We start from the raw sequence: 23,097 nt of genomic DNA on the forward strand, positions 1-23,097 counted from the left end.
TATAAGGGGCTCCGACTTTCGGCGTCGGTGCGGGCGTGGGAGGAGCAGTGCATGCCGCCAGCAGAACCACAATCACGCTGATCGTCAGCCAGGTATACCGGTTCATAGGCCCCTCCTCTCCTCAAGATCCCCCGCTGTTGGGCTCAGCGGGAAAGTTCCCCTCAGCTCTTCCTTAGGGACAGCCCTCGCAGGTCTTCAACCCCCCATCTCCGCTCTTTTATATTTTATTTTTTATAGCGTCGATGATCCAAAATGTCGAGGCGCATCTGGAACAGGGTGTGCTTTGCATGGCGCGCCCGGTGGAAGGGAAGACCACGCTTTGCGGATTGGATTTTCCCATTAGGGATCAGGGTTGCCCAATCGGATCCGCTGTTATAATCCAGTTAGCGGAGGTGGAATCGTGCGCACGCCGTATGGGGCAGAGTGTCCTTTTTACTTCGAAGATTACTATCGAGGGCGATCAACCCAGGTCTGCCGTCTGATCGAGCGAACTCCTGGGGGAGGGACCTGGAAGCCGTATCTCTGCGCCACCTGTCCGGTCCCCGGGATCGTCCGGGCGAATGCCTGCCCCCATCTGGCGCTGGAGGCCCGGGTGGTGAAGACGTGGTTGGGCTTGCGGGAACAGGTGCGGGTCTATGCGGTTTGCGCCCTCCGCCTGGTGGAGGTTCCGCGCCCGGAGATCGGTTGCGGGGAGTGTCATCGGCATCGGCTTCCCCCCACGGATGGGGAGCATCATCCGGGATGATCCGCGCGGTTCTGTTCGACCTGGACGGCACGCTGCTGGGCAACGATATGGATCGCTTCATGCCGGCCTATTTCGACTGCCTTCAGAAGTTCGTGGCGCCTCACGATCCGTCGGAAACCTTCCTCTCCGCTCTCCTGATCGCGGTGCGGGAGGCGATCCGCCGGCCGGATCCCCGGCGCACGGTATGGGAACGCTTTATGGAGGCTTTTGAGCGGGAGACGAGGCGATCGCGGGATTTCTGGATCCCGATCTTCGAACGCTTTTACGGGGAGGCCTTTCCGTCTTTGCGCGCCCTCACGGCACCCCGGGTGGAGGCCCGGCTCCTGGTGGAGCGGGCGCGGGCGCGGGGCCTGCGCATCGCTGTGGCGACGAACCCGGTCTTCCCGGAGGTCGCCATCCGCCAGCGTCTGGAATGGGCTGGCCTGGGGGATATCCCCTTCGACTGGGTCACCACGATGGAGAATATGCACTTCACCAAGCCATGGCCCGAATATTACCTGGAGGTGGCGAGCCATTTACAGGTGGCCCCGGAGGCATGCGGGATGATCGGCAATGACTGGGAGCAGGACATCGAGCCGGCGCGAAAGGTAGGGATGCGGACGTTCTGGGTTTGCGAGGGTGAAGATGGATGGTCCTGGAGGAACCAGGGAGATCTCGGCCGGGCGCTTCAATGGCTGGAAGATCTCCGATAGCGAGCTGGGGGATCGGAAGGGGGCACGGATGCGCACGCGGAAGGCGATCATCGGGATGATCGGATTAGGGCTCCTGATCGGCGCCGGGGTGGGGTTCCTCCTCGGGCGATACGTCTGGCCTGTGCGTTATATCGATATGGCCCCCGCGGAGCTCCATCCAGACTGGCAGGCGGAATATGTCCGAATGGTCGCCCTGGCCTACGCTCGGGATTCTGATCTGGCCCTCGCCCGGGCCCGGCTTGCCCTGCTGGGGGATCCCCTCATGGTCCTGCAACAGCTTCCGGATCGATCACCGACGCCTCTTTCCCCCCAAGCCCGCGCGGCCATCGCGGATCTGATCCACGCCTTGGGTTCCTCGCCGGCATCGTCTGGAGGCTCGCCGTGAGAGGCCATCTAAGTGTCGCTTTCCTGGCCGGCCTGCTCCCCGGCCTGATCGGGGGACTTTACCTGGCGTGGGAAGTGTTCCCGCCGCCCCCTGGGGGGGCCTCCCCGGCGGAGCTGGCCCCCCCTTACCAGGAGCTCTGGATCGTGCTCGCCGCCCGGGCGGATGCCGTGGAGCGGAACCCGGCGGCGTTGCGGCGGCGGCTGGAGGCGTTGGCTCTACCTGATCTGCCCGAGCGGGTCGCCGCCCTCGCCGAGCGAGGGCTTCTGGAGAACTGGCCTTCAGAGGTCGTTCAGGATCTGGCCCGGGCGGCCCAGCAGCTGGGCGCGCGCTCCCCCGCCCTGGTCGTGATCCTGGCCACGCCGGTCCCCACCCGCGTGCCGCCTTCGCCGACGCTGATCCCTACCCCGACGGCCTCTCCGACTCCGACGCCGACGCCGCTTCCGTCTCCAACTCCCAGCCCCACGCCGGAACCTTCTCCGATTCCAACGGAAATCCCTACGATCATCCCGACGCGATTAAAAGAGCCGGTGGTGGAGCAACGCCCTCTGTGCGAGAGCTCGCCGCTGTTACGGATCCGAGTCTTCGATCCGGATGGGAGGGAGCGATCCGGCGTGCGCATCTGGGTCAATGGCCCGCGGGGCGCGGAAACGCTGTTGACCGGATTGAAGCCCGGAATGGGGGATGGCTATGCGGATGCGCGAATGGAACCCCATGGCGCGTATCGCATCGAGGTCGAGGGGTCAGGAGCGGTGGGGGTGGAGGTAGCCGCCCGTCCATGCGAGCTTCCCGATGGCTCGGGCGGGTGGACTGGATGGGAGGTGGAAGTGCGCCTGGCTCGATAGCGGGCGGAACGAATGCGGCCGGGCTTGGGGCGTCGAATGAATTCGACCTCAAAAGGCCTCCGGCCGGTGGCCGGCCTTCGCCGGCCGAAAAGCATCTTTGCGTCGGCGCAGGCCGACGCCTGGCGCGTTAGCGCCTCGCGGGGCCGATTTCCATCGGCGCAAGAGGTGGCCGGCCCCAAAAGCGAGGAGGGGAAAGCGATGCGATCGGGAGAGGAGCAGGCCCTGCGATGGGCCCGTCGGGCGCTTCAGGCGGCTTCCCCGGAGGAGGCACTGTGGTGGGCCGCCCGGGCGTATGCTGCCGCCCCTGCCTCCCCCGCTGTTCGCGCAGTGGTGCGACGGATTCGAAGACGCTTCCCCAACGCCCGGGGGCGTCCCCTCGCTCGCTGGTCCCGGTGGATGGTCCGCATCGGGTTCCTCTATGGGCTGTTCACGCTGATCGCGCTGTTCCTCATCGCCTGGGGGCTCGGAGCCATCGATCCGTGGGCGCTGCTGGGGGCAGAGGAGCTCCCCCTTCCGGAAGCCGTTGGGCGGGATCCCACTCCAGATACCGCTGCGGATTTCCGAAGGTGGGATCCACACGCTCCTATCTCCGCGGCGCATCCCGAGGGGAGCGCTCCGATGGGGGCTTGGCCTTCTCCGTTTCCCTCTCCGCATCCGACCCTTCCGCCGGATCTCCTGCCCACTCCCACGCGGGAGACGACTCCATCCCTGATGGCCACAGCCTTATCCCGTCCGCATCCCCTGGCCTCGCCCACTCCGTCGCCCGGGCTGCCGTTTCCGGGCCGGTGGATCCTGGTGGATCTCAGCGATCAGGAGCTGATGGCCTATGAAGGGGAAACCATGATCCTGCGGACGAAGGTTTCCACCGGGCGGCCCCGCACGCCTACGGTCGTCGGGACCTTTTGGATCTATCTCAAGCTGCGCGCTCAGACGATGACGGGCCCTGGCTACCGGCTGCCCCATGTGCCCTATGTGATGTATTTCTACCAGGGCTACGCCCTCCATGGAACCTACTGGCATAACAACTTCGGCCAGCCAATGAGCCACGGATGCGTCAACCTGCCGACGCCCATGGCGGAGCAACTCTACCAGTGGGCCGATCTCGGAACCCCCGTGGTGGTGCAGCCGTAGGGGACCTCTTCCTCCGTGTCTTATCCCACGGTCACCTGAAGGGACCATTCCATCTCCTGAAGGGGAGGCAGCAGGCCGAAGAAGCCCCATTCCCGCATCGCCACGCCCAGATCATCGGGCGCCCCGATCGCGGGCTCCAGGGCCAGGTTCTGATAGGGTGGCGTGTTCGCGCCCGACCATCCTCCGGCGTTGATCCAGAGGCCGAGATGGGTGATCGGCCCGCGCCAGCCGATTTCCCACCATGCGCCGGTGGGATGGATCAAGCGCGCCCAGGAAGCCGCGGGGCGGAGGAAGAGCTTCAACGCCCATTTGCCTTCCGGATCCGGCTCCCGGAGGTCCAGAAAGCCTCCTTCTATGGGAAGCTGAGGCCATGGGAAAACCATCGCCTGGGGAGCAACCCCGATGGCAGCAGCGACCCGCGCGGTCGCCGGTCCGGGGATGAGCAGGCGCATCCCGGGCAGCAGAGGGAAGAGGGGGTGGGCCGCCCAAAGGAAATAGAATGTGTGCTCCGCGTTGTTCTGCAGGCGATAACGGATGCGGACGGCCGGGCGGTCGGCTTCCAGGATCAGGGTGCGCTCGAAGCGATAGGGGAAGGAGCGGCCCTCCGCCGCGCCGGTGACGATGAGACGTTTCCCCTCTTCGATCCGGATCTGGATCTTCCACGGCTGGGACCAGAGCTCTCCGTGATCCGGGATGGGAGTTCCGACCCACGGATCGGCGGGGTAAATCCCTGGGGCGATCGCCGGGAAACATTCATCCCAACCGCCGAGATCGAATTCCTGGACATAACGGGCCTCAGCTTGAGGCAGCCGCCACGGGAGATACGGATTCCGCCACAGCCAGGAGAGGCCCCGGCGTCGATCTTCCCATACGGCGATCTTTCCCCCCAGGTCCGGGATGAGGGTCAGCGTTAGAGGCCCGTTCTCCAACCGCAAGGCCGGGAATCCCTGCTCACGGATTTCCTGCACGCGAAGGGCGCTCATGGCTGTCGCAAGCCCCGAACTTCCAGAACGGGCAACACGAAAAGGAAACCGGTCTCCGGCTGATCGAGGGGACCCAGGATCTCCTCGGTCTTTAGGATCAGCTGCTCCAGATCGAAGGTATCGGGAACCACGGAGAACAGGGTGCGATGATGGAAGGCCGTCTCGGCGCTCTCCAGGATGGAGCGCAGGGAGGGAACCAGCGGCAGGTCCTCCCGCCCCACCCACTGGCGCAGAGAGGCCATCCCGATGGTATCGATCATCGTCACCCCGGGGACGCCCAGAGCCTCCCATGCGCGAAGCACCTCATGGACCTTCTCGAGCTTCGGGATCACGACCACGACACACTTCGGCATCTGGAACCTCCCGGTTCGCAGGGTTGGGCTCGCTTTCGGGAAGGGGCTATGCCGCCTTCCGGATGGGAGCGGATCCTGGCTCCGGCATGCGGAAAGCCCACCGGAGCAGGATGGGGGTGATCAGTGTGGTGGCCACCACCATGGCGACCACGGCCACGAATTCGTAGGGCTGGAGGAAGCCTGCCGAAAGGCCCAGGGAGGCCAGGATCAGGCCGACCTCCCCTCGGGAGATCATCCCCAACCCCAGGCGCCACGCCTGGAGCGGGCGGAACCCGCCCAGCCATGCGCCCGCGCCGCAGCCGAGGATCTTGGATACAATCGCGACGGCAATCAAGGCCAGTGTGAACAGCGCTCCTTCCAGGGACATGGTTCGCAGATCCGCCCGCAGGCCTACGCCCACCAGAAAGAGAGGCCCGAAGAATCCATAAGCCGCCGGTCGCAGGCGTTCGAAGATCGTGTGACGGGCCGGATGATTGCCCAGTCCCAGCCCGGCCAGGAAAGCCCCGGTGATCGCCGCCAGTCCGCCCAGCTCCTCCGCCGCCCCGGCCAGGGCCAGGATGGCCACGAACGCCAGGGCGATCAGGCCCTCGCTGACGGGCTGGTTTTGAACCCATGTGGCCATTCGGGGGAGCACGGCCCGAGCCAGGAGAAAGGCCAGGATCAGGAAAAGCATCATACGGGCCAGGGCCAGCGGCACCCCTCCGGCTCCCCCTCCCGCCCCGCCTCCCGGGTTCACCACGCCGGTGAACACGGCCAGGGCCAGCAGCGCCAGGATGTCATCCACCACTGCCGCCCCTAAGAGGGCGATTCCTTCTGGAGAGCGGAGACGGCCCAGTTCCAGCAAAGTCTGGGCGGAGATGCTGACGCTGGTGGCGCTGAGGACCAGGCCGACATAAATGGAGGTGGGCAGATCGCGATGAAAGGGATAGGCGATCAGGGTCCCCAGCAGGAGTGGAATCCCAACCCCAGCGGTCCCGGCCAGCAGGGCCACCCGCCGCGCTTTTAAGAACTCCTCCAGCTCGATCTCCATGCCCGCCATCCCCATCAGGAGGATCACCCCCAGTTCCCCGAGGACGATCACCATCCCCTGGAATTCCTGGTGATGGAAGAGGGGCCAGGAGAAGACATTCAACAGGCTGGGCCCCAGGATCAGGCCGGCGATCAGCTCCCCCAGGATGGCCGGCTGACGCATGCGCAGGCTCAGCCATGCGCTGGCCTTCGCCGCGGCGATTAACAACGCGAGAAGCAAAGCGAAAGCCGGGATATGAGTCTCCACGGTCCTTTCCTCCTCTTCCCTTCTGGTGGTCCTCAAGCCCCTGGGAGAGGATTCCCCACGGAGCGTGCGCATCAGGCGGCTCGAAGCGTGCCCTGGGGATCCCAATAGAGGCGTTCCACCGGGCCATCCCAGCCGATCAATCGGCGAAGTTGCGCCTGAAAACGCGCCGGGTCGCCCGTGGTGAGGAAGCGATGGGAGCTCGCCCATGGATCGATTCCCTGAGCGCAGGCCTGCCACACCTCCGCCGCTCGGCGGGCTACCGCGGGGGCAGGATCGATCAGGGCGATCTGCGGGTCGATCAGACGGCGGATGAGAGGGGCGAGGAACGTGTAGTGCGTGCAGGCCAGCACCAGCACATCGGCGCCCGCCTGGAGAACCGGATCCAGATGCTGTCGAATCCGGGCCTCGGCCTCGGTTCCTTCCAGAAGGCCTTCCTCGACCTGCTCCACCCATCCGCTGCAAACGCGGGGGATGATCTGGGCCTGCCGGGCGAACCGTTCCACGACGCGGGCCATGAGGGGACCATTGAGCGTGCCGAAGGTTCCCAGCACGCCGATCACACCGGTTCGGGTGCGTGCGGCAGCGGGCTTCACGGCAGGCTCTATACCGATGAAAGGGACTTCCTGGAACATTTCCCGCAGCGGCCAGAGGGCCGCGGCTGAGATGGTATGGCTGGCCACCACGATCAGGCAAACCCCCTGGCTCAGCAGGAAGCGGGTGATGGCCTCCGCGAAACATCGGATCTCCTCAGGGGATCGAGGGCCGTAGGGGACGTGAGCCTGATCCGCCACATAAAGGGTGGGCGCATCGGGGGCCAGGCGGACGAATTCCCGCCATACCGCCAGCCCCCCTACGCCGGAATCGAAGAATCCCACCGCGGGCGCCGTGTTCCCGAACGGATGGTTCGAGGGTGTCCCGCTCATGGCCAGGCCTCCATGCACCGCTGGAGCACCCAGGTGGCTTCCTCTTGATCCAGGTAAGCGCGAGCCATCTCCTCACTGGTCATAGTTCAATCACCTCTCCGGGATGAAAATCCGGCTTCAGGTCCCCGTATCGGATCGAGCCCTGGCGTTTTCGTTGAGCGCCCAGGGCCCGAAGGCGCTGTCGGAGGCGTTCCAGAATGTCCAGAATGGAGGAAAGAAAGGGCTCCCGCTCGTAGAGGATCCGGGCATCCTCCGTCAGGTCCAGGGAGAGGGGAGTGATTCGAGCGGCCTCCTCCGGCGTCTTCAGGATCACGGAGATCTCAACCGGAATGCCCTGTTGCCACAGGGCCTGCACCTGCGGCTCGACCGCCCGATCGGCCGCCTCCAGCCAGGCGTAGCGCTGGAAACGGGCCGCGGGCATCCCCTCGACCACCACCAGCAAATCGATATCCGAAGCAGAGATGGCTTCCCCCCGGGCCACGGATCCGAACAGGACGACGGCCACCAGCTTCTCCCCCAGGCTCTTTCGCAACGCCTCGGTATAGGCCTGGGCAAGGGCCCACAGCAAACGCGGTCGGAGCCCGGGATCCCATGGGCCTGTCCTCCTTAGCAGCGCGCCAGGGTTCCGGCGGGTGGAAGGCCGCTTTTTTCATTCCTCATGGCTTGCGCAGCTGGGTTCCCATTCTGGAAGATAGGATAGTCCCCAAACCTCCAGGAAGAGGCCAACCGCGTGACTTCTCCTCATTCTATCGAACTTTACGAGGAGGAGACAACCCGTATGAGCGAAAACGGCAAAGCAACCCCGTGCGGTGAATTCGCCGGTAGGAGCCGCTTGCGCGGCGACGCAACACGGGGCGCAGGGTGCCATCGTGCCCTCCGCGAGGCCCATGGCCCAACAACGCGAGAGATGAGTGGAGAAGATCGTCTGCTTCCGCGAACGGATATTGGGGGAGAAGGGGGAAGGGGTTTCGGTAACTCGCCCCATCTTGGGGGCTTGAACCTCCCATCGCGGAAAGCCGGAGAGCGGGGGAGGCCCCTTCGTCCCGCATGGCTGGCTTTCGTCGGGCTTATGGGGAAGAGGATGGGCGAAGGGGCAAGCGGATGGTGAACGTGGTGCCCCTTGAGTCGCTTTCCACCTCAATGGACCCGCCATGGGCTTCCACCGCCAGTTTCGAGAAGGCCAGCCCCAGCCCATATCCGCCACGACCTGATGCCGTGCGCGATGTGCGGAAAGGCTCAAAGATCCGCAGCCGCTCCTCCGGAGGAATGTAGGAGCCGCTGTTGAACACTTCCAGGATCGCTGTGCCCGCCTGTGGGTAGGCGCGGATCCGGATCTCCCCTCCAGCCGGCGTGAATTTCACTGCGTTCGAAAGGAGGTTCCATAGCACGCGGGAGATCAGTTGCTGATCCATCCACATCCATGACAGCTCGGGGGCGATTTCCACGTTTACCCGAAGTTTCCTGCGCTGGAACATAGGTTTCCATTCCTCCATCGCCTTCTCGACCAACCTGCGGACCTCCACCTGCTCCCATTTCACCGGCAGGGAACTGGCCTCCAGGCGGGCGAGCTCCAGCAGACCGCTGATCAGACCCTGAAGCCGCTCCAGTCCGCGCAGTGCGGTGTGAACCATGGATCGCGCCTCGCGGCTTAAATCCGAGTACGAGGCCAGCTCTTCCAGGGCCAGGCGAATCGGTCCCAACGGATGTTGGAGGTCATGCATGAGCATCTGGATCATCTCTTCCCGCAATCGATCGCGCTCACGCTCCGCCGTGATATCCCGGAGAACCAGCAGCCATCCCCCTCCGGTGGGCTCCTCGCTTCGAACGGGGGAACCGATCAGAGCAAACCAGCGGACAGAATCGCGAAGGGGGAAGGAAAGCTCCAGGCGGAAGCCTCTGGCTGTTCCCCGGCGGATCTGACGCACGCCCCGGGTCAGGGCCCTGGCGGCCTGGGGGGAGCGGCGTCGCAATCGATGCAGGAGGTCGAGGAGAGCGCCTCCTGGCGAGAGCTCGGTTCCTGCGATCAACTGCTGGGCAGCTGCGTTCATCTGGATGATCCGCCCCTTCTCATCGAGGAGGATCAGGGCGTCCTCCACGGTGGATAGGATGGTCTCCAGGCGCCGGTTGATCTGCCGAAGCTGCTCATACAGGCGGGCCCGATGGAGGGCAATGGCCGCATGCTGGGCGATCGCCTGGGCCAGAGCCCTCTCCTCCGCCTCGAACGCCCGGCGCCGGCGGCTATCCCACACCTCCACCACTCCCAGGGGTTCCTCTTCCATAAAGAGCGGAACGATCAGCACGGACCATCCGCCGTAACGCCGTAGAAGGGCCCGCTCGCGCTCATAGGCATCGGGAGGGTCGTCTGCATACAGCACCTGGATCTCTCGCTTCTCAAGGGCCTTCCATTCGAGAGGGATTTCCTCTTCGGAGTAGACCACGCCCAGATCGGAGATCCGCTCCATGGGGTTGGCGGTCTTTGCGTAATATTCGGCCGCAATCCAGCCGATCCGGCGTTCCGGGTCGACGGCGACGAAATAGGCGCTGGTGCCCTCAAGGGCCTCGCAGAGGGCGGCGGCGATCTCGGTCAGGATGGGACCAGGCTCGCCGGAATGCAGCAGGGCGCTCACGGCCCGGTAAAGCATGGTCTGCTCTCGCAGACGCTGCGCATAGCGCTGCAGCAAACGTCCCCGATCAAAAGAGATCGCCAGCAGCGTTGCCAGCAACTCGGCCGGCCGCAGCATGAATTCTTCCGGCTCCCCGTGCCCCGCGGGGGCTTCCAGTTCCACCAGCCCCAGGAGGCGGCCAGCGGTGTCCAGAAGGGGAAGGGCCACGCACGCGATCGGGGTTTCCCCTTCGTCTGGGATCCCGTCGCGGATCCCGAAGGAGCCTGTCGGGAAGCGATAGAACCGACCGCGCCCCCGATGGCGTTCCAGCTGGGGATCGTTCCGAAGCCATGGCTCCAGAGGAAGCGGGGGGAATGCAGGAGGCGGAACGCTTTCCGCCACCGAGAGGGGCTTTCCGGAGTCATCGAGGATCCGGCAGCGTGCTGCTGGCCACCCGAATCGGACAAAGGTTTTCACGATCTCAGCGAGGGCCTGGGCGGGATCCGCAGATTGCTGGATGGCCAGGTAGCCTTCATATAAAGCGATGAGCCGATCCCTCTCCAGGCTCACGTGAGCCCGTTCCTTCCGGACCTGCTCGTAAACCCGGGCGGCTTCCAGGCCGATGCTGATGGTGCCCGCCACCGCCAGCATCAGCGCCTCATCATCAGGCGTGAACGCATAGCGTTCCGGGCTCTGGGCGTCCAGAACCCCCCATGGGATCTCCCCCGCGAAGATCGGAACGGCCAGCTCCGACTGAGTCGTGGGATCTCCCGCCACATAATCCGGATCCAACGAGACGTCCGGGACCCGTTGGGGTTCCCCGGTCCGGAAGGCCCGTCCGACGATTCCCTGATCCACCGGGATCTCGGATCGGTGGCGATCGGCCCTCGCGCTATAGCCTTCCCAGGCCATGACGCGCAGCTGCCGCGTCGACGGATCGTGGACCAGAACGGCCACGCTCGGCCAGCCGGTTTCCTGGCGGATGATCTGCACCACCTGAGGAAGAGTGATGGAGAGCTCTGGACTGGAAGCCATGATCCGGGCCACCCGGAAGAGGAGGGTCACCGCCCGGTTCAGATGACGTTGCTGCTCCAGAGCGTAGAGGAGATGAAGGCGCAGAGCCAGTGGTTCCGCTGCCATCCGGGCCAGATCCCGGATCTCTTCCGAGAAACTCTCCGGGCCTTGTCGGAAAAAGGCCAGCAGGCCCTCGATCCCCCACGGATCCCTTAGGGGCACCAGCAGGGCCGATCGGCCCGGCAGGTTTTCAACAGGGAGCATGGCTTCGGACAGGGAGAGAACATAAGGGGCGATCTGTGGGGATTCCTGACTTTCCTTATTTAATTTAAGGAGTTGCAGGAGTCGATCCACCACGTCTGCGGGGATCTTTCCCTCTCCAGAGTGCCACCAGCGTGCCGGACGCCCTACAGAATCCAGCTGGATGAAGAGGATGACATCGGCTTCGAAGCGGTTCTGGATGGCCCTCAACGCGTAGGCTACAGGGGCTTCGGTGGCCCACGCCTGATCCAGCCGCTGGAGCAACTCATAAACCCGCCGCAGTTGCTGGAGGGCCTGCTCCAGCTCCGCTGCTCGTCGCTTCCATAATTCCAGCTGGAGGAACAGAGGGGTGGATTCGGAAAGGAGATCATCCATGGGCGTTATCCATCTAAGGATTTTTCGGTTTTTTCCCGCCCTGCGTATGCCCCTTGGGGCAACGGGGAAGGAGGATCCGGCCTTCCCAGCCCTCGTCATCGCGTGCTATTTTTCCCTCTCCTATATATATTTCCCAAAAATTGAAAAAACTCAACAAGCCTGACGGGTCGGCCTGGGATTTGGGAATCGAGGCAAGGCCGGCCGCTATCTCCCGGGGAGCCACAGGCCCGCGGACAGGATCCTACTGGATTCCGGTGGGAAGGCCCGGGGCGTCCGTTCTTCTTGAAGATCAGGGAGCCCGGATGGTGCTTTCCATGAGCGCTCTGTTTTCCTCACTCCAGGCAGAACCGCTATAATTGTGAAGAAGATCGCTGCGAGGTCTGGACATGCTGTTTCTACGGACGCGGCTTGGGGAGCGGTGGCGGGCCTGGCGTCAGGCGGCTCAGGAGTTCTTTTATGGGTTCGCCGCTTATGACGTGGTGCAACATCTCCTGGAGATGCGGGCCGCCACGGAGAATCTTTTTATCGCTGCCCTCTTTGGCGACCTCATTGGCCTCCCCATTATGCCGCCCTATTACAGCCTGCGCCTGTTGCCTTATGTGGTCCCCATTCTCAATACATGGAAGCGTCGGGTGCTGAGGGAGCGGGAGTTCATCGATGAGCATGAATACCATCTGCATGGGCTATAAAACGGGCTTCTCCACAGAGGCCCTCCAGGCTGCGGAGGGTGCCGAAGGCGACCCCGCAGCCTCCAGCCAGTATGGGAGAGCGCCTTCGGCCTTCTGGGTGGAAGCCGAAGGGCTTGAGTCTGGATTCATTTTATGAGGAGGGCGAACGATATGACCGAGCACAAGCCGCGGGAAAGCCTGGTGCGCCGGGTCGTAAACTTCGTTCAGGAATTGACCTATGGGATGGCGGCCCACGATATGGCCCGCTATGCGCTTCGCACCCGGGCAAGCATGGAGCATCTGTTCATCCTGATCACCATGGGCGATCTCATCGGTGTCCCCATCCTGCCGCCCTATTACAGCCTGCGTATCCTGCCCTATGTGGTGCCCCAGATCAGCACCTGGAAGCGCCGCATGTTGCGGGAGCGGGATGTCGCAGATGCGATGTTTTAACGGCAGGTTCCCTCATGGGGCTTTTGAGGCCGGCCCTCGGAAAAGGATCTCCCCCAAATTGTTTGAGGTGAAATGGGAATGGCGACCGCGCTGGCTCAATTGATCCGGGAGAACCCGGAGCGCCGTTACATCATGTTCGGCGGCAAGGGCGGCTTGGGGAAGACCACGTTCTCTGCCGCCACGGCTTACTGGCTGGCCAAACAGGGCTACAAGGTGTTGGTTTTTTCCGTCGATCCCCAGGCCAGCCTGTCGGACATCTTCCAGCGGGATATCTTCGGCAAGGGCCCGGTGGAGATCATGCCCAACCTCTGGGCTCAGGAGATCGACGCCGATCGCCGGATCAAGGAGTATCAGGAGGAGATCCGGCGCAAGATCATGGACATGTACGGCCTGGATGCGGTGCCCCAGGAGATCGAGGACTACATCCAGGCGGCCTCGGCCGAGCCGGCCATGGAGGAGAGCGCTATCTTCGACGCCGTGGTGGATATCGTGGTCGAGGGCCGTTACGATTACTACATCTATGACCTGGTCCCCCTGGGGCACGCGCTCTATTACCTGAGCATGGCCAAGGTCTACGATGAGTGGATCACCAAGATCACGAAGCTGCGGGAGGAGATGCGGGAATACGAGGAGATGGTGGCCCGCATCCGTCGTCAGCAGACAGAGGAGGACCGCATTCTCGAAGAGCTGCAGTATATCCGGCAGCGGATCAACATGTCCTCCAGCATCCTCACCGATAGCCGCCGCACCGCTTTCTTCTTCGTGCTGATCCCTGAGGAGCTGGTGATCCTGGATACGCTGAAAGCCGCTGAGCTGTTCCGACGGTTCGATGTGCCGATCTCCGGATATGTGGTGAACCGGGTGATCCCGGCGGAGCTGCTGGGCCAGAACATCCCGGAGTATCTTCGCAATCGCATCGAGATGCAGCGTCGTCACCTGGAGGAGATCCGCGCCCGATTCGGCAATCAGGTCCTGGCCTATGTGCCGGAGCTGGAGCGAGACGTCACCGGTCTGGATATGATCGCCCGGGTGGCGGATCTGCTCTTTGGAAACGGGGCGGCCTGAAAGCGATCCTCTCGGGAGGATAGGGAATGATTCGCGTGGAGAAGACGATGGTGGATTTCCTGCGGGAGCATCCCCGTTTGAAATATGTGTTCTTCGGCGGCAAGGGTGGGGTCGGGAAAACGGTGATGGCAGGCGCGACGGCCCTCTGGTTCGCCAAACAGGGCCGCCGCACCCTCCTGGCCTCCACCAACCCGGTCCACAGCCTCTCCGGGTTGCTGGATCAGAACGTCTTCGGGAAGCCGACGCCGGTGGCCGGGGTGCCCAACCTGTGGGCCTATGAGATCGATACCAAAGACACCATCGAGCGCTCCAAACGGGAGATCCGGGAGAAGATCCAGTGGTTCCTCAAGTTCGCCGAGATCTCCACGCGGGCCGATGAGTTCGTGGAGTCGGCGACGATGAACCCGGCTTTCGAAGAATCAGCGATGTTCGAGAACATGATCGATCTCATGTTCCGGGATGAATACGAGGTGTATGTGTTCGACACCGCGCCCACGGCCAACGCCCGCCGGCTCCTCGGCATGTCCAAGGTCTATGCCCTCTGGGTGAACAAGATGATCAAGTCCCGCCAGGAGGCCCAGGCCCTGCGCAGGCTCCTCTCCTTCACCAAGAAGGAGGAGCCGGACCCCCTGATGGATTACCTGATCAGCTTCCGGGATCGCATGGAGCGGGCACGCCGGCTGATCACCGATCCGGAGCTCACCGCCTTTTTCTTCGTGACCCTCCCGGAGGCGCTGCCCATCGCGGTGATCCGTCGCTTCATCCACTGGTTCCACGACTTCGGCATCCCGGTGGGCGGCGTGATCGTCAATGGCCTCATCGATCGATCCTTCCTGGGCGAGAACACGCCGGATTTCGTCCGCAATCGCATCGAGATGCAGGCGCGTTATCTCCAGGAGATCGAAGCGCTTTTCGATGGGCTGGTGCGGGGGATGACGCCGCTCCTGGAGAACGAGGTGCGCGGCGTCCCGATGCTGGAGCGCTTCGCGGGCTATCTGTTCGCGGACACCCGCTGAGTCTGCATCCGGCCTCGCCCGATGGGGCTTCGCTTCACAGGTGCCGATTGAGCGGCCACGAAAGGGTTGGGGCGCATGCCCTTTCTAACCATATGGGATGGCCCACTGAAATCGCTGGGAGCCGCTTCAGCGGCGACATGGACGTCGGCGGCCGTCTGTCCTCTCCAGCTTCTCTTCCGGGGATGCGGGTGGTCCTTGATCACCCGCATCCCCGGATTTCTGCCACCCCAACCATGCTCCCAGAAGAGACCCTCCCAGCGCCCGCATCGGCGCCATGGTCCATAGGGGATGATCCAGCGCGCTGGCGACCAACAGGCCGAACAGGCATGCGGCGATGGCCCGGGCCTCTGGATCTTTCCTTCGACGCCCTGCGCGCAGAAAGGCCCCGAACAGGGCGAGGCCGAACCCGAAGCCAGGGAGACCCAGCTCGGCGAAGATAAGCGCCCCCACGTGATGAACCGGCTCCGCGCGATAGCCGGGCGGAAGGATCCCCCGCAGCGTTAGCGGGAAGGTTCCTGCCCCTGTCCCCAAAAGGGGATGACGCCGGATCTGCTGCCACGCCTGTTCCATCAGCCATTTTCTCTCCTGAACCGAGCGGATCTCCAGCACGCTCCCGCGACCGGTCAGGCGGGTGATCATCTGAATAGGAAACAGGCCTGCCATGATCAGCCCGCCGATCGCTCCTGCAAGGAGCAGGAAAAGACGACAGCGGGGGGAGCGCTGCGGCACGCCGAGCAACCCGAGAAAGATGGCCGCCCATCCCAGCCATGCGGCCCGGGAGAAGCTCAACCCCACTCCGAGCGTCCCCAGGCCGAACCCGAGCCCACCGATGACAGCCCGGCGATCCGGTCGAAGACCCCACGCGGCGGGCCCAGCCATCATTCCCATGAGATAGAACCCCAACAGGTTCGGATGCGGAAGAGTCCCGTAGGCTCGCAGCCATCGTCGGCCTCCGGGGAGTTCGATCACCGCGGCCCCCGGGATCGAGGGATCCAGCAGGCCCGGCCATTCCAGCGGCAACGGCCGGAGGAAGGCGGTGGATTGAACCAGGACTTCCAGAACCGCCACCGAGGTCTGCAGAAGGATCCCCAGCATGCATCCAATAGAGAGGGATCGCCAGGCTTTCGGCCGTTCGCTGAGAGAGAGGATCCATCCGGTGATCCCCACGAGATGAAAACCGATGTAAGCCGAAAGGCGAGGCTCGACGGACCATGCGGCGCTGAGGATCGCCCAGCCAGATAGCCCCAGGAGGATCAGAATTAGCAAGGGCGGGCGATGAAGGCGGAAGGTTCCGGTCAGCGTCCGGCGGATCAGATCCGCGCCGAGGGCGGTCAGAATCAGAAAATCGCTGCCGAACAGGAGGATGCTGGAGTAAATGAAGTAAACAGGCGGATGGGAGAGCTGAACCAGCGGATGATGCACCCATACCCCCAGAGCCACCGGGAGCAACGCGGTTGCTCCCTCATATACAACGTCGAGAACGATAGCGGCTTTCCGACGCATGCCCTTCAAGAGCCTCGCCCTTATTCTGGGAGATGCGCGTTTCGTCTCCTGAACGGGACGATGGATGCTCCGATCGCTCCGATCAGGGTGAGCCCGGGCAGCACACCCCACGACAGGGAGGCCAGTGGATGAGTGGGCCTCGCCGAGGAAGGGAAGGGAGGCACCACATCCGGGTTTTCCCAGACCTCCACTCCGTTGGGAAGGATGCGATGGAGACGCCAGCCGTGGCGAGCCAGCAGGGAAATGTAAGCCGGGTGCGCGACCAGGGCCCAGCGCACCCCCATCTCTCCCAGCTTCGGCATCACTCGATCCAGACGCGCCATTCCCCCCGGCAGCCAGTAGGCTGCATCCAGGCTTCCCAGGCCGCTTTCCCGGAGCACCGTCCATCCCCGCGCCGTGTGGTAGTTTCCATCGATGGTCTCCGCCTGGGCCTCCATGGAAAGCCGCGCCATCTGGTCGCCAAGCCCGAAGGTGACGTAGCGCCAGGAACGGACCTCCTCCTGATTCAGGAAGGCGATCAGCGGGCGGAGATCCTGAAGGGAAGGCTGGGTTGGCCACAGTGAAGCGATCTGTCCTGCATACAGCGCCGCGGCGGCCAGAAGCATAAGGCCCCCTCCCTTCACCAATCGGAGACGCTGAAATCGTCGAAGGGCGAGGGAGGACCAGGCCTGGAGGAACGGGGTCAGCCAGATGGTGGCCCACAGGGCAAACCGATCATAGGTCAGCCATTCCCAGCCTTCTCCATACACCCATCGCGGCAGCGGTGTGGTTCCCCCAAGTCCCATGAGAAAACAGAAGACGAACAGCCCCCCCATGGGCCAGCGGCGCCGCCGGATCAAACCGGGGAGCAGGAACGGTAGCGCCAGGAGGATCGGACCATACATCGGCCAGAGGAACAGCCCTGCGGCGGTTGGGTCACAGAAGAAGGAATGCCGGGAGGCATGATCGATGGGAGGTTGCATGGTTTGCCGGACCCCCCATTGCCAGAACGGCCAGATCACGCTCCCGATCCCGAGAAGCGTGGCCGGAGCCCAGAGGATCAACCGGCCTACGACATGAGCGGGAGAGGCGGATCGGCCCTCGATGGAGTGAAGGGCCATCGCGGCGACAGCCCAGGGCATCACCAGCATCGTCCCGTGATGGGCCGCGGCTGCCGTGGCGAACCAGAGCCCTCCTCGAAGGCCGTCTCTCCACTGCCCGTTCTTCAGGAAATCCCCTAAGGCGGCCAGCCCCCACAGCAGCGCCATCAGGCCGAACAAGGTGGGAAGCTGCCCGAAGGTGTGGGCGGTCAGATGAACCGAGGGGAGAAGTGGGATCAGCAAGGCGGCCCGTTGGGCGATCCGGGGCCTGGCGATATGCCGGGCGAAGGCCTGAAAGGCGAAGGGAAGCGCTACCAGGGTCGAGAGGAGAACCATGGCCCATGCGATCTCCACACCGAGGGGGAAGGAGAGAAGGGCGATGAGCTGATGGACCAAGGGGGGATATGCAACAACCGGGAAGCCGCCATACCAGCGCGGCTCCCATAGCTCCCACCACCCGCGCCGATAGTGATCGGCGAAGAACATGTGGGTCCACGCGTCGTAGGAGCGGCGATAGCGGGCCGAGGCCACCAGCGGCCAGGCGACGATCAGGTTGAAGGCCAGCCGTTGCCATGAACAGCGCCTCATCCTCTCTCCCCCCGGGTCTCATCGGCTTTCAGTCGGGCAAGGAGCGATCCTCCTACAGATTTTCTTGGGGCAGAGGCTGCGGAACAGCGGATCGAACCGGGAGGGGCTCCAGGATCCGCAGATACGCTTCCGCGATCCGGTCCATGGTGCAGGAGGCGATGGCCTGGAGATTCCGCTGCCGTTGCTGCTCCCGCCGGCTGGCCTCCCGGAGCATGGAATCGATGGCCTGTGCCAGCGCCTCCGGATCCCCCGGGGGGACCCAGTTTCCGACCAGCCCCGCTTCGTCCGCAGTGGCCCGCAGGGCAGGGAGATCGCTGCTCACGATGGGACGTCCCCACGCCGCCGCCCGATAGATCACGCTGGACGGTCCGGTCGCCTGCAGATAGGGCAACAGGACCAGGGTGTTCCGGGCGAAGATCCTCTCCGCTTCTTCCTCGGACACCGGTCCCTGCCAGCGGATTCCATGGCGATGGGCGTAAGCGGCCTGAAGGCGGTTGATGTAGCCGGGGAACCGCGGATGCTCCGCGCCGGCGATCTCCAGGGTCAAGGTTGGGTGACGCGCGCGAAGCATCTGGAAGGCTTCCAGCAGGATCGCAAGGCCTTTGTAAGGCGCCATGACCCCGAAGAAGAGCAGGCCAGGGTTTTCGGGCTCCGGCAATGCGTGGGGCGGGTAGAAGCTCCCATGAGGGATATGCACGATTGGGGCTCCCGGAAAGCAGTCCTGCAGCCGCTCGGCATCCGCTCGCAGGGGTACGACAATGAGACCCAGGTGGGTCAGCCAGCGGAACAGCGCGCTGAGGATGCGGGATGCAGGTTCCATCGCATGGGGATCGATCAGGCTTGCCTCATGAGCGGTGATCCGCATCGTCCAGCCCTGACGGGCTGCCAGGGTGAGCCCGATCAGGATGGAGATCAGGGCGACGGGTGAAGCCCCAAAGGCACCGAAGCTGAAATTCACCCAGACGTTCCGGGGCCCCGCGCGCTTCAATCCGCGCAGGAGCTGCAAGCCTGCCGCGGGGTGACCTCCGCGCCAGATCCGATGGATCTCCAGGCGCAGGGAGCCGCCCTCGTGTTCTTTCCCTCTTTTGTCATGTATTTCCGTTACGATCGCGATGCGAGACAGACGGCCGGTTTGGGCCATGGCTCGACACAGGTGCAGGCCATACAGGCTGATGCCCGTTAAGCGAGGCGGGAAAGGGGTAACAACCGCCAGATCCATGGCCACCTCCGCAGGATCCTCCGGCGCCAGCGCCGCCGGATTGCATGGCCACAGGGACGAACCCGGAAGTCCACCGGTCCCATAAAGGGCCCCCCATGGGGGGCTGGTTCCCATAGATCGTCCCATGCGTACCCGCCGGGAGCGGCGGGAACAGGGCGACCCATTGCCCCCTGTGGACGATGAGGGGGATCGGGCGGGCGATAGCGTCCTCCGCTCGGTGATAAAGGAGGACAGCGCGAGGGGAGGGAACATGATCCACCTGCACGAAGACGGGAGTGTCTTCGGGGAGGATCAGGGAGCCCCGCAGGGGCATGCGGCACCATTCCCCCTGGTTTCTTTTCTCCGGGGAAGGGCTTATCGTTTCCAGATCCTCCGGCGTCAGGCGGTAGAGAACTCCGTTCCATCCGCCGAGGAGGATCTCCAGCCCGGATTGTCCGCGGTGAACGAGGGGTGGAGCGAAGATCGGCGAGCCGAGAGGGAAAGCCCCGAGAAGGGTGCCGTTCCCTCGAAGGGCATACAGGGCTCCATCCCAGCCGCCGACCAGAAGCTCCGGTTTTCCATCCTGATCCAGATCGATCGCCTCCGGCCTGGCCCAGATGAACGTCCCCAGGTCGACCGGGAATCCCGGGAGGGGATCCCCGGTCGATCGCCATGCATACACTCGATCAGCGGCCGCCACGATCTCCACGCGTCCATCCCCATCGAGGTCTGTAAGGGTTGGCGAGGCGACCGCGAACGAGCGCAGGGTCTGAGGCCAACCCGGCAAAGGGGTTCCATCCGGCCACCAGACGCAGATCCGATCGGAGATGGCAACCACTTTGAGCACGCCATCCCCGTCCAGGTCGGCGATGGTGGGGGAGGACCACACGAAATGCCCGGCCGGTTGGGGCCAGCCGGGCGCGGGGTTCCCATCCGCTTTCCAGATATGGACATGGCCATCCCAGGACCCAACGATGATCTCCAAATCCCCGTCCTGATCCAGATCGCACACCACGGGGGAGGAGGAGACGAAGCCCTGCGTCGTCTGGGGCCAGCCCCGCAGCGGGGTGCCATCGGCCCGCCAGACATAGACGCGGCCATCATCGGATCCGGCGATCACCTCCAGCTTTCCATCGCCATCCAGATCCACGATGGCCGGACGGCCGTAGACGTCCCCTTCGGTCCGGCGAGGCCATCCTGGAAGGAGCCGCCCCCGGGCGTCCAGGGCATAGACCTGGTCATCATCGCATCCGATCACGATCTCCAGCCAGCCATCTCCGTTCAGATCCCCGAGGGCCGGTCGCGAGGCGAAAGCCGCTCCAGCGTAGAAGGGGAAGCCTGGGAACCGATGACCGTCCGACCGGAAAACCTCGAGAGCCTCGGCGGCGATCAGGATCTCCAGCTCGCCGTCCTGATCCAGATCCGCAAGGGCGGGCGCGTCATAGATCCGGCCCGCCGTTTGGATCCAGATCTGCGAGGCCCGGCGTGCGAGAGAAAGGCTCCTCATGGATTCGCGGAGCCACTTTCCCTTTCGTCCGTCAACCGATAGGATCCGCAGAGCGCTCATCGGCGGCGCAAGACCATGAGCAGATGATCTCCTCCATCCCGCCACGGCCAGCGGGCCCGCAGCTTCCGATCCAGGGCTTCCAGCGAGCGGAACAGGATTGGGTGTCGACAGAAGAGATCGGCCATGGAAGGCGGGGGGAGGAGCAATGGGAAGGCCATCGCCCACTCGAGGCGGAAGGCAGGCATGAAAACGCCTTTCAGGATTCGGGCGGAGAGCGGACGCATGGGGATCGCGATGCGTTCCCCGTTCGGGCCGGGTATAGGGATGAGGGTCCAGCGGGTGCCACGGCCGCGGAGGGCAGCCTGGAAACGGCCGTGGAGAAGATGTCTGAGGGCTTCCAGCAGGCACCACGAATGGATCACGGAGAGGATCAGAGGGGCTCCCGGGCGGAGAAGGGCGGCGAGGGCTTCCGCCAGCGCCTCCAAGTTCGGTTCACCATTCAGGGCTCCGAAACCGGCATAGGCTCCATCAAAAGGCTCCGGTGGCCGCAAAGCGGCCAGATGGCCTGCCGGGATGGCCACCCAAGCGATCCGATCGTCGCACCCGGCGGCCATCGCCCGCCTGCGGGCGCGACGGAGCATCTCCGGTGAGATATCGGTGGCGAGAACGCGATAGCCAGCCCGGGCCAGCGCCCGGGTGTCCTCTCCCGTCCCGCACCCGATCTCCAGCACCCATCCCCCAGGTGGGAGAACATCCCGAAGGATCCTCCAGCTCTCCGCCCGCATCCAGGCCATTACCGGATTCGCCTGAGCGCTATAACGCTCGTCGTAAGCCGGCGCGATCTGATCGAAGCCACGGGCGATGATCCGGTAGAGCGCATCCGCGTGTTCCATGCGTGCGACCTCGCTCATTTCCTGGCTTTTACCTTCCTTCAGCGGGGTGGAAACGCACCAGCGGCCGGCTGGGCCAGCGGGCCAGGAGGCGGACCATTCGTCGGGCTATCCACAGCCCGATCCGGATGCGCGCGCGCCGGAGAAACGATGGCTGCCAGCCGGCCCGAAGGCGCGCGTCCTCCCACTCCTTCTGAAACCAGCGGATCACCCAGCGATAGAAGCGGGTATCGTATTTCTCCCGGCGAAACAGCAAGCGGTTCTGGGCGGTGTAATCCCAATCGATGTTCCATTCGGAATCGAACATCAGGCGATCGCGGACCTGCTCATAGAACGGCGTGCCGGGGAGTGGATAGGCGATGGTGGTACTGAAGCGATCCGGGAGGGTTTCGCGGAGCAAGCGCACGGACTGCTCGAGATCCTCGAGCTCCTCCCCGGGATAGCCCACCATCATGAAGAAATACGTCTCGATCCCCAGGCGCTTGCATCGGGCCGTTGCCTCATAGATTTGCTGGACTTTAGTTCCCTTCTTCATCGCGTTGAGGACTTTTTGGGAGCCTGATTCCGCGCCGAAGTAAATCCGACGGCAGCCGATCTCCTTGAGAGCAGACAGCATCGCTTCGCTGGCCAGGTTGACCCGGGTCAGGCATTCGAAGGGGATCACAGCATCCCGGGCCAGGACTTCATCGCGCCATTGCAGCACCCATTTCGGGTTCACGCCTGTGATGTCGTCTACCACCCGTAAGAAGTCCGGCTGATACACTTCCTTCAGATGGCGCATCTCCTCGGCGGAGTTTGCCGGAGAGCGCGTCCGGTGGGTCCTTCCGAAAACGGCCTTCTGGCACCAGGTGCAGGCATAAGGACATCCCCGGGTGTTGATGATGGAGAGCGGCCAGTAACCGTGCGCCTTCCGCCAGGCACGCCGATAGTCCTCCATCTCCACCAGGTCCCGGGCGGGGAAAGGAAGGGTATCCAGATCGTTGATGAGCGGCCGTGGGGCGGTGGCGATCACCTGCCCGTTCGCCCCTCGCAACCGCAGCCCGGGGATCTCCCGCAGATCTCGCGGGGCTCCCGCCCGCCCGAAGAGATGGTCGGCGAGCTCCCGGATCGTGAGTTCCCCCTCATCGAAGACTACGATGTCCACCGGGAACTCCCCATGGCTCCCCCGATAGCCCAGGTAGCGCTCCGGCAGCCCGGTGGGATCCGGCCCGCCCAGGATCACGGTGGCGCCGTAGTGGTGAGCGATCTCCGCCAGGATCAGGGCGTGGCGTCGGATGGTGATCAGGGAGGTGATCCCGACGACCGGCGGGCGCTTCCGGCGCATGTAGTCCTCGAACTCCGTGTAATCCTGCCGGAAGGTGCAATCGAAGAGCTCCACCCGGTAGCCCCGCTCCCGCAGAACGGCAGCCAGATACATCAGGCCCAGCGGGAAATAAGGCGTCATCAGGCGGCGCTCCACCGGATCCTTGGCGATGAACAGCGGATGGACCAGTGTGATATCCGGGCGCATTCGAACGCGCCTCCTCATGGGGATGAGGAACGATTGT

The 23,097-nt window shown here is 64.1% G+C and carries 21 protein-coding genes; 9 read left to right on the plus strand and 12 right to left on the minus strand.

Translation table 11 applies throughout. The features are described from left to right. Window positions 1-400 precede the first annotated feature (400 nt). The 5 genes from VAE54_RS05050 to VAE54_RS05070 all read left to right on the plus strand — a co-directional run bounded on the left by VAE54_RS05050 (window position 401) and on the right by VAE54_RS05070 (window position 3,795). On the plus strand, window positions 401-745 hold the full coding sequence (locus VAE54_RS05050) for a hypothetical protein (protein WP_322800848.1): 345 nt from the start codon (window positions 401-403) through the stop codon (window positions 743-745). After that, on the plus strand, window positions 742-1,437 hold the full coding sequence (locus VAE54_RS05055) for an HAD family hydrolase (protein ID WP_322800849.1): 696 nt from the start codon (window positions 742-744) through the stop codon (window positions 1,435-1,437). The genes VAE54_RS05050 and VAE54_RS05055 overlap by 4 nt, the downstream gene beginning before the upstream one ends. 28 nt (window positions 1,438-1,465) lie before the next feature. Next, window positions 1,466-1,822 carry a hypothetical protein gene (locus VAE54_RS05060; RefSeq protein ID WP_322800850.1) on the plus strand — a complete coding sequence of 119 codons (357 nt, stop codon included), beginning with the start codon at window positions 1,466-1,468 and terminating at the stop codon, window positions 1,820-1,822. Next, the gene (locus VAE54_RS05065; RefSeq protein ID WP_322800851.1) at window positions 1,819-2,664 is read left to right on the plus strand and encodes a hypothetical protein; all 846 of its coding nucleotides are present in this window, start codon (window positions 1,819-1,821) and stop codon (window positions 2,662-2,664) included. Before VAE54_RS05060 ends, VAE54_RS05065 begins: the two co-directional genes overlap by 4 nt. A 198-nt stretch (window positions 2,665-2,862) precedes the next feature. Then, a complete protein-coding gene (locus VAE54_RS05070) occupies window positions 2,863-3,795 on the plus strand; it encodes a L,D-transpeptidase (protein WP_322800852.1) in 933 nt (310 codons plus the stop codon). Window positions 3,796-3,815: 20 nt separating this feature from the next. Here VAE54_RS05070 and VAE54_RS05075 read toward each other — a convergent pair whose 3' ends face one another. The 6 genes from VAE54_RS05075 to VAE54_RS05100 all read right to left on the minus strand — a co-directional run bounded on the left by VAE54_RS05075 (window position 3,816) and on the right by VAE54_RS05100 (window position 11,583). Then, window positions 3,816-4,778, minus strand: a complete 963-nt coding sequence (locus VAE54_RS05075; protein WP_322800853.1) for a hypothetical protein — start codon at window positions 4,776-4,778, stop codon at window positions 3,816-3,818. Continuing rightward, window positions 4,775-5,131 carry a hypothetical protein gene (locus VAE54_RS05080; RefSeq protein WP_322800854.1) on the minus strand — a complete coding sequence of 119 codons (357 nt, stop codon included), beginning with the start codon at window positions 5,129-5,131 and terminating at the stop codon, window positions 4,775-4,777. Before VAE54_RS05080 ends, VAE54_RS05075 begins: the two co-directional genes overlap by 4 nt. A gap of 46 nt (window positions 5,132-5,177) precedes the next feature. Further along, window positions 5,178-6,407 carry a cation:proton antiporter gene (locus VAE54_RS05085; protein ID WP_322800855.1) on the minus strand — a complete coding sequence of 410 codons (1,230 nt, stop codon included), beginning with the start codon at window positions 6,405-6,407 and terminating at the stop codon, window positions 5,178-5,180. A gap of 71 nt (window positions 6,408-6,478) precedes the next feature. Then, window positions 6,479-7,330, minus strand: coding sequence for a glutamate racemase (gene murI, locus VAE54_RS05090; protein ID WP_322800856.1), 852 nt, complete (start codon window positions 7,328-7,330; stop codon window positions 6,479-6,481). 79 nt (window positions 7,331-7,409) lie between these two features. Next, window positions 7,410-7,898, minus strand: a complete 489-nt coding sequence (locus VAE54_RS05095) for a nucleotidyltransferase domain-containing protein (RefSeq protein ID WP_322800857.1) — start codon at window positions 7,896-7,898, stop codon at window positions 7,410-7,412. Between the two features lie 499 nt (window positions 7,899-8,397). Then, complete coding sequence (locus VAE54_RS05100; protein WP_322800858.1) at window positions 8,398-11,583, minus strand: GAF domain-containing protein; 3,186 nt, start codon at window positions 11,581-11,583, stop codon at window positions 8,398-8,400. Window positions 11,584-11,969: 386 nt separating this feature from the next. Here VAE54_RS05100 and VAE54_RS05105 point away from each other — a divergent pair, with 386 nt between their 5' ends. The 4 genes from VAE54_RS05105 (at window position 11,970) to VAE54_RS05120 (ending at window position 14,785) form a co-directional block, all read left to right on the plus strand. Continuing rightward, a complete protein-coding gene (locus VAE54_RS05105) occupies window positions 11,970-12,272 on the plus strand; it encodes a hypothetical protein (protein WP_322800859.1) in 303 nt (100 codons plus the stop codon). Between the two features lie 150 nt (window positions 12,273-12,422). After that, complete coding sequence (locus VAE54_RS05110; protein WP_322800860.1) at window positions 12,423-12,704, plus strand: hypothetical protein; 282 nt, start codon at window positions 12,423-12,425, stop codon at window positions 12,702-12,704. Window positions 12,705-12,782: 78 nt separating this feature from the next. Continuing rightward, window positions 12,783-13,769 (plus strand): ArsA family ATPase, encoded by a 987-nt coding sequence (locus VAE54_RS05115; protein WP_322800861.1) that lies wholly within the window; start codon window positions 12,783-12,785, stop codon window positions 13,767-13,769. 26 nt (window positions 13,770-13,795) lie between these two features. Then, on the plus strand, window positions 13,796-14,785 hold the full coding sequence (locus VAE54_RS05120; RefSeq protein WP_322800862.1) for an ArsA family ATPase: 990 nt from the start codon (window positions 13,796-13,798) through the stop codon (window positions 14,783-14,785). A 126-nt stretch (window positions 14,786-14,911) separates the two neighbouring features. On the opposite strand, the gene VAE54_RS05125 is transcribed toward VAE54_RS05120, so the two are convergent. From VAE54_RS05125 to VAE54_RS05150, 6 genes are read right to left on the minus strand one after another with little or no spacing between them, the layout of a single operon-like run. Then, window positions 14,912-16,288: an O-antigen ligase family protein gene (locus tag VAE54_RS05125; RefSeq protein ID WP_322800863.1), complete on the minus strand. Its 1,377-nt coding sequence runs from the start codon at window positions 16,286-16,288 to the stop codon at window positions 14,912-14,914. A gap of 20 nt (window positions 16,289-16,308) precedes the next feature. Then, the gene (locus VAE54_RS05130) at window positions 16,309-17,955 is read right to left on the minus strand and encodes a hypothetical protein (protein ID WP_322800864.1); all 1,647 of its coding nucleotides are present in this window, start codon (window positions 17,953-17,955) and stop codon (window positions 16,309-16,311) included. 52 nt (window positions 17,956-18,007) lie between these two features. Beyond that, window positions 18,008-19,096 carry a glycosyltransferase gene (locus VAE54_RS05135; RefSeq protein WP_322800872.1) on the minus strand — a complete coding sequence of 363 codons (1,089 nt, stop codon included), beginning with the start codon at window positions 19,094-19,096 and terminating at the stop codon, window positions 18,008-18,010. Then, window positions 19,044-20,660: an FG-GAP-like repeat-containing protein gene (locus VAE54_RS05140; RefSeq protein WP_322800865.1), complete on the minus strand. Its 1,617-nt coding sequence runs from the start codon at window positions 20,658-20,660 to the stop codon at window positions 19,044-19,046. The genes VAE54_RS05135 and VAE54_RS05140 overlap by 53 nt, the downstream gene beginning before the upstream one ends. 56 nt (window positions 20,661-20,716) lie before the next feature. Beyond that, a complete protein-coding gene (locus VAE54_RS05145) occupies window positions 20,717-21,571 on the minus strand; it encodes a class I SAM-dependent methyltransferase (protein WP_322800866.1) in 855 nt (284 codons plus the stop codon). A gap of 10 nt (window positions 21,572-21,581) precedes the next feature. Continuing rightward, window positions 21,582-23,060, minus strand: coding sequence for a B12-binding domain-containing radical SAM protein (locus VAE54_RS05150; RefSeq protein ID WP_322800867.1), 1,479 nt, complete (start codon window positions 23,058-23,060; stop codon window positions 21,582-21,584). Window positions 23,061-23,097 lie beyond the last annotated feature (37 nt).

The organism is Thermoflexus sp. (assembly GCF_034432235.1).
Classification (GTDB): Bacteria; Chloroflexota; Anaerolineae; order Thermoflexales; family Thermoflexaceae; genus Thermoflexus.

Bases quoted from the DNA above. Each gene is read 5' to 3' on its own strand.
- VAE54_RS05055 (WP_322800849.1), top strand. From the start codon at position 742: ATGATCCGCGCGGTTCTGTTCGACCTGGACGGCACGCTGCTGGGCAAC.
- VAE54_RS05060 (WP_322800850.1), top strand. From the start codon at position 1,466: ATGCGCACGCGGAAGGCGATCATCGGGATGATCGGATTAGGGCTCCTG.
- VAE54_RS05070 (WP_322800852.1), top strand. From the start codon at position 2,863: ATGCGATCGGGAGAGGAGCAGGCCCTGCGATGGGCCCGTCGGGCGCTT.
- VAE54_RS05075 (WP_322800853.1), bottom strand. From the start codon at position 4,778: ATGAGCGCCCTTCGCGTGCAGGAAATCCGTGAGCAGGGATTCCCGGCC.
- VAE54_RS05080 (WP_322800854.1), bottom strand. From the start codon at position 5,131: ATGCCGAAGTGTGTCGTGGTCGTGATCCCGAAGCTCGAGAAGGTCCAT.
- murI (WP_322800856.1), bottom strand. From the start codon at position 7,330: ATGAGCGGGACACCCTCGAACCATCCGTTCGGGAACACGGCGCCCGCG.
- VAE54_RS05100 (WP_322800858.1), bottom strand. From the start codon at position 11,583: ATGGATGATCTCCTTTCCGAATCCACCCCTCTGTTCCTCCAGCTGGAA.
- VAE54_RS05105 (WP_322800859.1), top strand. From the start codon at position 11,970: ATGCTGTTTCTACGGACGCGGCTTGGGGAGCGGTGGCGGGCCTGGCGT.
- VAE54_RS05110 (WP_322800860.1), top strand. From the start codon at position 12,423: ATGACCGAGCACAAGCCGCGGGAAAGCCTGGTGCGCCGGGTCGTAAAC.
- VAE54_RS05115 (WP_322800861.1), top strand. From the start codon at position 12,783: ATGGCGACCGCGCTGGCTCAATTGATCCGGGAGAACCCGGAGCGCCGT.
- VAE54_RS05120 (WP_322800862.1), top strand. From the start codon at position 13,796: ATGATTCGCGTGGAGAAGACGATGGTGGATTTCCTGCGGGAGCATCCC.
- VAE54_RS05125 (WP_322800863.1), bottom strand. From the start codon at position 16,288: ATGCGTCGGAAAGCCGCTATCGTTCTCGACGTTGTATATGAGGGAGCA.
- VAE54_RS05130 (WP_322800864.1), bottom strand. From the start codon at position 17,955: ATGAGGCGCTGTTCATGGCAACGGCTGGCCTTCAACCTGATCGTCGCC.
- VAE54_RS05135 (WP_322800872.1), bottom strand. From the start codon at position 19,096: ATGGCCCAAACCGGCCGTCTGTCTCGCATCGCGATCGTAACGGAAATA.
- VAE54_RS05140 (WP_322800865.1), bottom strand. From the start codon at position 20,660: ATGAGGAGCCTTTCTCTCGCACGCCGGGCCTCGCAGATCTGGATCCAA.
- VAE54_RS05145 (WP_322800866.1), bottom strand. From the start codon at position 21,571: ATGAGCGAGGTCGCACGCATGGAACACGCGGATGCGCTCTACCGGATC.
- VAE54_RS05150 (WP_322800867.1), bottom strand. From the start codon at position 23,060: ATGCGCCCGGATATCACACTGGTCCATCCGCTGTTCATCGCCAAGGAT.